The following is a 10,385-nucleotide window of genomic DNA, read 5'->3' on the forward strand; positions in this document are numbered from 1 at the left end:
TCTTGCCAAGTTACCTGCTGTGATCATTGCTCTTGCCCCGATGGAAGGACTCGTTGATGACGTGATGCGCGAAGTCCTGACCCGCTTTGGCGGAATTGACTGGTGCGTGACCGAATTCATCCGTGTGACCGACACCCTGCTGCCCAATCGCTTCTACCATCGCGTCGCCCCGGAGCTGCTTGCCGGGGCGCAAACCGCCGCTGGCGTGCCGGTCAGGCTGCAGCTATTGGGTTCCGACCCGATTTGCCTCGCCGACAATGCCGCCAAGGCCGCCTCGCTGGGTGCGCCGGTGATTGACCTCAACTTCGGCTGCCCCGCCAAGACCGTTAACCGCCACCGTGGTGGTGCGGTGCTGCTGCAAGAGCCGGAGCTGCTGTACCAGATCGTGGCGGAAGTACGTAAGGCCACGCCAGCCGAGACCCTGGTTACCACAAAGATGCGCTTGGGCTATGCCGATACCTCGCTGGCGCTCGATTGCGCCCGTGCGTTGGACGCCGCTGGCTCGGCGCAGATCGTGGTGCATGCCCGCACCAAGATGGATGGCTACAAGCCCCCCGCCCACTGGCACTGGATTGCCCGCATCAAGGAGGCGGTCAAAGCCCCGGTGGTGGCGAATGGCGAAGTCTGGACCATCGCCGACTACCATGCCTGTCGTCGTGAAAGCCATTGTGATGATGTGATGATCGGACGAGGCTTGGTGGCCCGCCCCGATCTGGCCCGGCAGATCGTCGCCGAGCGGGAAGGGCGGTCCGATGGCGAAGTCAGCTGGCACGCCATGTTGCCGGTACTGCTGGATTTCTACCGCCAGGTCCGCGCCTCCGTCGAGCCCAAGCACGCCCCCGGCCGGCTCAAACAATGGGTGGGCTATCTCAGGCAAGGTTTTGACGAGGCCGACGAGTTGTTCCGGCAACTGCGCCAGCAGACAGACCCGGATGAGCTGGAGCGATTTCTGGCGTATAAGATTGAGGGCGTTAGTGACACCAGCTCAAATCACCCGTGATCACTTTATCTCTTCTCGTTGGCTTAGGTACTCTCTCGCCAGCTTTCGGGTTTCTTCCTGACAATCAAACAGGCATTCATGGATTATCTCAATATTCAGATGATCTTCATCCACTAGCCATTCCACGATGTGTTGACGACAGAGCGAACACGGTGTCGTTACGTAGGCCCATTCGAGCAACGGTATTAAGCCGACCGCTGATCGCTCGCCGACGATAGACAAGATGTGCATGACCGCAGAGTGCGCGGCATGCTCAGAGAGGGGATGCTTGCACAGAAACTCCATCATTGGTGCAACATCTTCCTGAATGAGATTGTGTTCAAACAGGGCCAGTACTTCGACGGTTTCGTCTCCGAAGCGCCATTCCTTCAGGGCTTCAAGCGCCCATATAGCCAGTTCTCGCCGCTGAAGGTGCCCAGCTGCCCGGATAGCGGCATGGCGTAGGACCTCGTTCTCAAGGTCCAGCATGGCTTTCAACTTTGGGCTTAAGGTCGGCGGCGCAACCCCCGAAAATATCTTCAGCAAATCCAAATCAAATTCCGGATCAACGCTTTGATTGAAGGCCGTGAACAATACCTGCCTTTGCTCGGGCGTTGAGCGCCGTCCGAAACGGCTGAATTGGAATCGGCTTTCACTTGCCTTGTTGCCGGCATTGGCCAGAACCGTGTCGAGCGAGATGTCCTCCCGCTGCGTTGCTGATGGGGTGCTATCGGCTACTAACGGTATATTTGCATACAAATATGCGGCAATGTCGGGGTCTGTCAGCGCCATTTTCTGCAGGTGTGGCATGGCTTGTTGCAGAAGGTCTGGGTCATCGGTCAGGTTGTTGATGGTAGGTTGCCGATTGCTTGGGTCGGCACGGAGTGCTGCCCCGCATAGCCGGGCCAAGCGCTCGATGCCTTGCAGTCCATCTAAAGTGACCAGAACCGTCCCGCAATGCCAGGCACCATTCCACTCTGACAGTATGCGATGGGCAGCAAACCGCAGCCCGCCTTCGGCTTCTCTCACGCCGGCGCAATAAAGTGATAGTCCTAGATCAAGTAACTGGCCGCTGTCATGACTATCCCAATCCGCCTCAATGGCCTCGGGCAGTTGGGTCAGAATGGCTTGAGCCAGTTCCGCAAATTCCGGCTCGCCGGCAATTAGCTCCATTAACCAATCGGCCCGGCTGCCTTCGCACTGTGGATCATGAGATTTACAGTGCAAGCACGCATCCCGAACCAGATCCAATACATCAACCATGCCATGCTCTTTGACATGCCGCATTGCGCGTCCTTGTCCATAGGCAAGGGCTTGTGCAAATTCGGAGCGGCTCAGGGGAGCGGTCATGGTAACGACCTCAGCCCGAATGACTGGACTGGAATTTGGCCAAGCCCTGCATGGCCTGCTGCCGGATCTTGTTCTGTACCAGGGGGGTCCAGCCGAGCAGGGTGCCTTTGATGCCCAGGGCCTGGCTGGCCCAGCGCCAGAGGTCAAAGCTATCGGTATGACGGACGATCTTGCCGTTATCAAATTCGAAACGGGCGTCGATACGGTTGACGACTTTGCGGCCGGTGGCCGAGAAGGTGTAAGTCGCTACCCAGTGTGCCTTGCCTTGGTGGTCATCTGCTTCCACACCTTCATAAGTCAGCGAGAAGTCTTTGGCACGGCTGCACAGCATGCGCCACATATCACTGGCGGCACGGCCTTGTAGCTGGGTAAAGGCAGGGTCGGAGAATACGATATTGTCGCCATAGCAGGATGCCATGATTTCGGCATCCAGTTTGGCGAAGGCATCGTAGAAGCGGTGAATCAGTGCGGCGTTGGGGTGCATGGCAGGCTTGGTTGAGTGAGTGTCTCTTGCAAGCTAATGCACCCCTAGGGTGTTGACAAGCGAAGCAGGGTGGCTACGCGCGGTCAGGCTTCGCCCTTCTGTTTCTTTTCAAGCACTTCCCACCGCTCCAACTTCTCGAGTAGTGACATTTCGATTTCCTCGATGCGTGCTTGCCAAGCTTGGGCCTGCTTCGGGTCTTTGCGGTAGATGTCCGGGTCCAGCAGCTTCTGTTGCAGGTCGGCCTGCTCGGTTTCGAGTGCTTCCAGCTCGCCGGGCAATCGTTCCAGCTCGCGGGTTTCGTTGTAACTGAGCTTGACGGCGCGGTTGCGTGAGGGTTCTGCCGCTGGTTTGGCGATGTCCTGACGGGCCGGGGTTGCCGCGGCAGCGGCTGCCTGCATGCGGCTACGCGCGGTCAGCCAGTCTTCATAACCGCCAGCGTTTTCATACAACTTGCCTTCCGGCTCGAAGGCGATGATCTGAGTGACCACATTGTCGAGAAAAGCTCGGTCATGGCTGACCAGGAATACGGTGCCCGCGTAGTCGATCAGCAGGCTTTCCAGCAATTCCAATGTGTCGATATCCAGATCGTTGGTGGGCTCATCCAGTACCAATACGTTGGCCGGGCGGGTAAACAGCCGTGCCAGCAACAGGCGGTTGCGCTCGCCACCTGATAGCGACTTGACCGGGCTGCGTGCCCGTTCCGGCGCAAACAGGAAGTCTTCGAGATAGCTGATGACATGCTTGCGCTCATTGCCGATCTGGATGAAGTCGCTCCCTTTGCTGATGATGTCGGCGATGGCGGCTTCTTCGTCGAGCGATTCGCGGAACTGGTCGAAGTACGCCACTTCAAGCTTGGAACCGCGTCGTACTGTGCCGCGATCCGGTTCCAGCTCACCCAGAATCATTTTCAGTAGCGTTGTCTTGCCGGCGCCATTGGGGCCAAGCAGACCGATCTTGTCACCGCGCAGAATGCGGCTGGTGAAGTTGCGGATCAGCGTGCGGCCACCAAAGCCTTTCTCGACATTTTCCAGTTCGGCCACCAGCTTGCCGGAGCGCTCGCCGGCGTCCAGTGTGAACTGCACATTGCCCACGCGCTCGCGACGGGCGGCCCGGTCACGCCGCAATTGTTCCAGTCGCAAGACCCGGCCTTCATTGCGGGTCCGGCGTGCCTCCACGCCTTTACGTATCCAGACTTCTTCCTGCGCCAGGAATTTATCGAACTTGCGGTTAACGACGGCTTCCTGCTCCAGCATTTCGGCCTTGCGGGTCTGGTAGGTCGAAAAATTGCCGGGAAAGCTCATCAGGTTGCCGCGATCCAGCTCAACAATGCGGGTAGCCACCTTGTCGAGAAAGCGCCGGTCGTGGGTGATCAGCAGAACTGCGCCGGGGAAGTTGTTGAGCAGACCCTCCAGCCATTCAATCGCGCTGATGTCGAGGTGGTTGGTCGGCTCATCCAGCAGTAATACTTCGGGCTCAGACACCAGCGCACGGGCGAGTGCCACGCGCTTTTTCCAGCCACCCGACAAGGCGCCGACCTTGACGTCGGCATCCAGACCGAGATTCGACAGCGTGGCGGAGATCAGGCTATCGAGCCGCCAGCCGTCGCGTGCCTCAAGCTCATGTTGCAGTTCGGTCAGCCGCTCCAACGCTGCGGCATCACCGGTGCCGGCGGCGGCCGTGGCGGCATGGTAGTCGGTCAGCAGTTGCTGCACCTCGCCGAGCCCCTCTGCCACCGTCTCGAATACGCTGGCTTCGGGCCTGAAGGGCGGCTCTTGTGGCACATAGGCGATCCTGCCCTGATGTGCGATGCGGATTTCCCCGTCATCCAGTTTGATGGCCCCGGCAACAGCCTTCAGCAAAGAGGATTTGCCTGCGCCGTTACGGCCAATCAAGCCAACCCTTTCGCCAGTTTCCAGCGCAAAGTCGGCATGGTCGAGCAAGGGAACGTGGCCAAAGGCCAGACAGGCGTTTTCTACGGTAAGAACGGGCATGGAAATCATTCGGAAACTGGATAAAGACGGTGATTATAAGCCGAGGCTGCCATCAACAGCGCCTAGACCATGCTGCCACCAAATGCCTGTCGGCCTGCGCCAGCGGGTGCATAGGTCACATGGACCTGCTCGGGCCGACGTCTGCATGCATTGGCGACACAGTGAGTGACTGCCAGCATTTGGGTTGTTAGGCTGTCACCGCTGGGTGGGTGAGCCAGCAGAATCGTTACGAAAACTGGCAGCTCAGCCATGGCAACAGTTGTTTCGTTTTCGGCATAACAGCTGGCTTGCAGATAGCGGACCTTTACCCAGGTGCGTCCCGGCGCGCTGCCAAAGACTTTTCCCAGCGCGTCTGCCAGTGCCGAGGCCAGGGTTGGTTCGATTTCGTAGGGTTCTGGAACGACCAGTTCGACGTCAATGATCGGCATGGATTATGCTCGATTAATCAGACTGGAATCTGGAGATATTCATTTCTCTATAAAATTATCAACCAGGGCCTGATTAAATAATCAATTTGTATTGATTGCTACAATTATAGAGTCGGAAAAATCAGGAGGATTGTTGTAGCTAAGGCTGGCGCTTTAATTAAGCAAGCGTATCTTTGTTTTGATTCTTTTCTTTTGATCGCTGCCAGATGGTATAAAGAACGGAAGAAATTCCACCTGCAACTATCGCCCGCATCAGGTCTCCATGATGTGGTGTACTCACCAGCCACGTGTAACCATAAATACCCACGGCCCCCGCTAGCCATTGGATTAGAACTGACTTGGCAATTTTCATTATGTTTCTCCAATTGTGTACGCCCTATCACGAATATATTTATTGGTTTTAATTGCATTCTTGTCAAGATGCGGTAGTTTTGCTGTGACGTTGCAGGCGTAAGAAATTCAATTAACTAATTGAAAATAGGGGGTGGTTGACTCTGTTGCTTCGTCAGTTTCAGATATGACAACTCAGCATAAATTCCGGGCCGGATATCAATGAAAAAGGCCCGGCGGTTGGCCGGGCCTTGAGGAAGCTGCTGCGGAGGGCTGACTTGGTTTACAGCTTCGCAGCATGCTCGCGGGTGTCATGGAACTGGACCTTGGGCCAGCGCTCCTGCGTCAGCTGCAGGTTGACGCGGTTCGGCGCGAGGTAGGTCAGATTATCTGCGGCATCGCGGGCCAGATTCATGCCGGCGGCTTTTTCAAAATCGGCCAGCATGCGGTGGTCGTCGCAGCTGATCCAGCGCGCGGTGTGGATACTGGCGGTTTCGAAGATGGCGTCTACGCCGTATTCGTTTTCCAGCCGGCTTTTCACCACTTCAAACTGCAATACCCCCACGGCACCCAGAATGATGTCGGCGCCAGAGATAGGCTTGAATACCTGTACAGCACCTTCTTCGCCCAGCTGTTGCAAGCCCTTTTGCAGCTGCTTGATCTTGAGCGGGTTACGGATACGGACGGTACGGAATAGCTCGGGGGCGAAAAATGGGATGCCCGTGAAGCTCAGCACTTCGCCTTCACTGAAACTATCGCCAATCTGGATGTTGCCGTGGTTGGGTACGCCGATGATGTCGCCGGCGTAGGCTTCTTCCACCTGTTCTCGGCTGGAGGCCATGAAAGTGACCACCGAGTTGGCCGCGACATCGCGCTCCAGTCGCAGGTGTTTCATTTTCATGCCGCGCTCGAATTTGCCAGAACACACACGCAAAAAGGCGATACGGTCGCGGTGTCTTGGGTCCATATTGGCCTGGATCTTGAAGACAAAGCCGGAGAATTTCTCCTCATCTGGATTGACGTCACGAACCGTAGCATTGCGCAGTTGTGGACCGGGGGCCCAGTCGATCAGGGCATTCAGAATTTCGCGCACGCCAAAGTTATTGATGGCCGAGCCGAAGAAGACGGGGGTTTGAGTACCGGCAAGGAAGGCTTCCAGGTCAAACGGATGGGAGGCGCCTCTAACCAGCTCCAGTTCCATCCGGGTTTGTTCGATTTCGAGCGGGAACAGCTCATCCAGACGTGGGTTATCGATGCCTTCAATGACTTCAGCAACTTCCTGCCCGGCTTTGTCTTCGCCCGGCGAGAACAGCATGACCTGGTCTTTGAGGATGTGGTACACGCCACGGAAGACTTTGCCCATGCCGATGGGCCAGGTGATCGGTGCGCACTGGATCTTGAGTACGGACTCCACTTCGTCCAGCAGCTCCAGATTGTCCCGGACCTCACGATCGTACTTGTTCATGAAGGTGACGATGGGCGTATGCCGCATACGGCAGACATTGAGCAGCTTGATAGTCTGTTCTTCCACCCCTTTTGCGGCGTCAATCACCATCAGGGCGCTATCAACGGCCGTCAGTACGCGGTAGGTGTCTTCCGAGAAATCCTGGTGGCCGGGGGTGTCGAGCAGGTTGATGACATGGTCACGATAGTCAAACTGCATTACTGATGAGGCTACCGAAATGCCACGCTGCTTTTCGATTTCCATCCAGTCGGAGGTCGCAAACTTGCCGGTTTTCTTGCCTTTGACCGTACCCGCCAATTGAATTGCGCCCGAGAACAGCAGCAACTTTTCTGTCAGCGTGGTCTTGCCGGCATCGGGGTGGGAGATGATCCCAAAAGTACGGCGGCGGGCAACTTCCGTTGCGATCTGGCGGGCAAGCGGGCTATCTGACATGGCGGGTTTCTTATGAGAAGAGCAAAAATGGGGACGCGGATTGTAAGCCAGCCGCTGTGGCGCGGCAACCACACTGGCCACGCTAAGCTACCGTATCTCCGAGACTTTCCGGGGGGTCAGGTATCAGCAGGCACGCTCAGGTGGAGGCTGTTGGCTTGGCGTCGTCATTTTGACGGGATTGCGCCGCTTGCTCGCAAAACTGAGGCTGCTTTGCCAGACCCACTCCGGCTTGCAGGACTTTGCCATGGCGAGCAGCAGGGATCAGTGCGTGAACACAACCTGGTTATGGCGTGCCCAGATAACCATGCTGGCGCACGGTCGTCAGATATTCCGGTGACTCCCGTGCTTCTTCCAAGGCAGCCCAGACCCGGCCGGGTAATTCGGTTGGCAACTTGGCCGCACGGCTGAAAATAAGGAAGTAGGGTTTACGTACCAACGGGGGTTCTATCCGTTCAATGACGCCCTGCAAGCGTAACGCGGTGATACCCGAGTCACCATCATTGGTCAGTGTGGCAACGGCATCGACCAGTTTATGCTCCAGCTTGCGCAGCAACGGCGCTACAGATTTTTCAGACTCTTCATAGGGCACACCCATCTGCTGCAGATCTTTGCTGATGCTGTAACCAAGCTGTATGGCAACGAATCCCCCGGGTTTCATGCCGGTGAGCTTGCTGCCATCCCAGCTCAGGGGGTCACCTTTGCGCCGGTAGAGCGAATAGCTCTCGAACATGATGCGACGATTGGCATCGGGGGTTTTGCCGTCGGCCTGCATCGGGAAAAGGGCGAAGCCGTTGCGCTCGGCATTGAAGGATGCTGACAGGGCACCATCCTTGGTGCCGGCAGCAACAGCTGCCAGGCAGCGCTTCCAGGGCAAAGCCTCAATATCGAAGCGCATGGCCAGCTTTTTTTCCACCATCGACAGCAGCACGTTATTGAGGCCGACGCCGTCCTTCAGCATCCAGGGGGCAGCATCCGTGTCGATCTTGCACAAGTTCAGCTGACCCGCAGCCCATGTCTGGGGGCCAAGCAGCAAAAAGCCTATCAACAGTAGTTGTCGCATTACGCAGACCTCGCTCCTGAAAACCCCGCCTATGCCAGCATAGCCCATTCTCATGCAAGTATTTGATACGGCAGATATTCGTTATCTGGCCAAGGCCTATGGCGGGGAGGCTGGCCCGAAGTGGCGGTGTCGGCGTCCGGTTCGGCGCAAGCTGGCGCGGGGGCTTGGGGTGACGTTGCGGGCTTCTATGGGCTGGCCCTGCTTGTTACAATCGTCGGCCGCCTTCCGATTGGTCGGAATGGTGTTTTTGTGACATTCAAGGACATCCTAATGCTTAGCGTCTACAACACCCTCGCCAGAGAAAAACAAGTCTTCACCCCCATCGAACCGGGCAAGGTGCGGATGTACGTCTGTGGAATGACGGTGTATGACCTCTGTCACATAGGCCATGCCCGCATGCTGACGGCGTTCGATGTGGTGGTGCGCTGGTTGCGTGCATCCGGTTACCAGGTGGATTACGTACGCAACATCACCGACATCGAAGACAAGATCATCAATCGTGCCCTTGAGCTGGGCATCACGCCGGAAGCGCTGGTAGACCGCACCATTGCTGAAATGCATGAAGATCTGGGTGCGCTTTATCTGCAGCCACCAACGCACGAGCCGCGCGCGACCCAGCACGTAGGCGGCATGATCCGCTTGATCGAAGGGCTGATTGCGAACGGCCGCGCTTACCCGGCCGAAAATGGCGACGTGTATTACGCCGTCAGGGAGTTCCCAGGCTACGGTAAGCTATCGCGCAAGAGTCTGGATGACCTGCGGGCGGGAGAGCGCGTAGGGATTGACCCGCATAAGCGTGATCCGCTGGACTTTGTGTTGTGGAAAGCCGCCAAACCCGGTGAGCCGCAATGGGATTCGCCGTGGGGCCCTGGCCGTCCGGGTTGGCATATCGAGTGCTCGGCCATGAGCGAGTACCACCTTGGTTCGCATTTCGATATCCACGGCGGTGGCGAAGATCTGCAGTTTCCGCACCATGAAAACGAAATTGCTCAGTCAGAAGGCTGCCATAACCACAGTTATGTCAATTACTGGCTGCACAACGGCTTTTTGCAGTTGCATGGCGAGAAGATGTCGAAATCGCTTGGCAATTTCTTCACGATTCGTGATGTACTCAAGCACTTTGACGGCGAAGTTGTCCGCTTTTTGCTGATTCGTGGCCATTACCGCAGCCCGATCAATTATTCGGAAGAGCTGATGCGTGACGCCAAGAATGGCCTTGAGCGGCTGTACACCGCGCTGAAGAATGTTCCCCCGGTCGGCCGGGCGCCCATTGACTGGGAAAGCGACTATGCCCGTCGCTTCAAGACGGTGATGGATGACGACTTCAATACCCCGGAAGCCATTGCGGTGTTGTTCGAGATGGCGAACGAAGTCAACCGCACCGGCTCGGCTGAGTTGTCTGCCCAACTCAAGGGGCTGGCCGGCATTCTGGGGCTGTTGCAGCGTGATGCCGTGGATTTCCTGCAGGCGGCGCACGGTGAAGGGGGGCTGAGCGCTGAGGCCATCGAGCAGATGATCGTTGCCCGTACCGAAGCGCGTAAAGCCAAGAACTTCGCCGAGTCAGACCGCATTCGTGATGAATTGCTGAAAGCAGGGGTGGTGCTGGAAGATGCTGCCGGTAAAACCACCTGGCGTCGTCAGTAAGCCATAACCGGCTTCTACTGCCACAAACAAGAAAGGCGACCTTGGTCGCCTTTCTTATTTTGGTGTCTGGTTCTCTTGTGTCAACAGAGCCTAGGTGTTGGGTTCCACCAGATTCCATTCCAAGACGTAGCTGGCCGCTCTATCGGGCCAGAGATCTTTTGCGTAGTCTGATCGCCCAACTTGAGAACCCTTCCTGATCATGAGTTACCGCCTGCACAGCAA

General features: G+C 56.9%; 9 protein-coding genes. 2 read left to right on the plus strand and 7 right to left on the minus strand.

Annotation, left to right across the window (positions count from 1 at the left end; genetic code table 11):
- The first annotated feature begins 19 nt into the window (after positions 1-19).
- The gene (locus tag PZA18_RS21455) at positions 20-1,000 is read left to right on the plus strand and encodes a tRNA dihydrouridine synthase (RefSeq protein ID WP_284102936.1); all 981 of its coding nucleotides are present in this window, start codon (positions 20-22) and stop codon (positions 998-1,000) included.
- Here the strand turns inward: PZA18_RS21455 and PZA18_RS21460 are convergent, their stop codons facing one another.
- From PZA18_RS21460 to PZA18_RS21490, 7 genes are all read right to left on the minus strand, one after another.
- A complete protein-coding gene (locus PZA18_RS21460; RefSeq protein ID WP_284102937.1) occupies positions 1,001-2,329 on the minus strand; it encodes a hypothetical protein in 1,329 nt (442 codons plus the stop codon).
- A gap of 10 nt (positions 2,330-2,339) precedes the next feature.
- Positions 2,340-2,813: a nuclear transport factor 2 family protein gene (locus tag PZA18_RS21465; protein WP_284102938.1), complete on the minus strand. Its 474-nt coding sequence runs from the start codon at positions 2,811-2,813 to the stop codon at positions 2,340-2,342.
- A gap of 83 nt (positions 2,814-2,896) precedes the next feature.
- Positions 2,897-4,804 carry an ATP-binding cassette domain-containing protein gene (locus PZA18_RS21470; protein ID WP_284102939.1) on the minus strand — a complete coding sequence of 636 codons (1,908 nt, stop codon included), beginning with the start codon at positions 4,802-4,804 and terminating at the stop codon, positions 2,897-2,899.
- A 62-nt stretch (positions 4,805-4,866) separates the two neighbouring features.
- Positions 4,867-5,232: a hypothetical protein gene (locus PZA18_RS21475; RefSeq protein ID WP_284102940.1), complete on the minus strand. Its 366-nt coding sequence runs from the start codon at positions 5,230-5,232 to the stop codon at positions 4,867-4,869.
- 157 nt (positions 5,233-5,389) lie between these two features.
- Complete coding sequence (locus PZA18_RS21480; protein ID WP_284102941.1) at positions 5,390-5,584, minus strand: hypothetical protein; 195 nt, start codon at positions 5,582-5,584, stop codon at positions 5,390-5,392.
- A 261-nt stretch (positions 5,585-5,845) separates the two neighbouring features.
- Positions 5,846-7,459, minus strand: coding sequence for a peptide chain release factor 3 (locus PZA18_RS21485; protein WP_284102942.1), 1,614 nt, complete (start codon positions 7,457-7,459; stop codon positions 5,846-5,848).
- Between the two features lie 283 nt (positions 7,460-7,742).
- The gene (locus PZA18_RS21490; protein ID WP_284102943.1) at positions 7,743-8,519 is read right to left on the minus strand and encodes a substrate-binding periplasmic protein; all 777 of its coding nucleotides are present in this window, start codon (positions 8,517-8,519) and stop codon (positions 7,743-7,745) included.
- Positions 8,520-8,789: 270 nt separating this feature from the next.
- On the opposite strand from PZA18_RS21490, the gene cysS reads away from it, so the two are divergent.
- Positions 8,790-10,163: a cysteine--tRNA ligase gene (gene cysS / locus PZA18_RS21495; RefSeq protein ID WP_308447441.1), complete on the plus strand. Its 1,374-nt coding sequence runs from the start codon at positions 8,790-8,792 to the stop codon at positions 10,161-10,163.
- Positions 10,164-10,385: the final 222 nt, after the last annotated feature.

It is taken from the genome of Parachitinimonas caeni (genome assembly GCF_030129945.1).
In the GTDB taxonomy this organism is placed as follows: Bacteria; Pseudomonadota; Gammaproteobacteria; order Burkholderiales; family Chitinimonadaceae; genus Parachitinimonas; species Parachitinimonas caeni.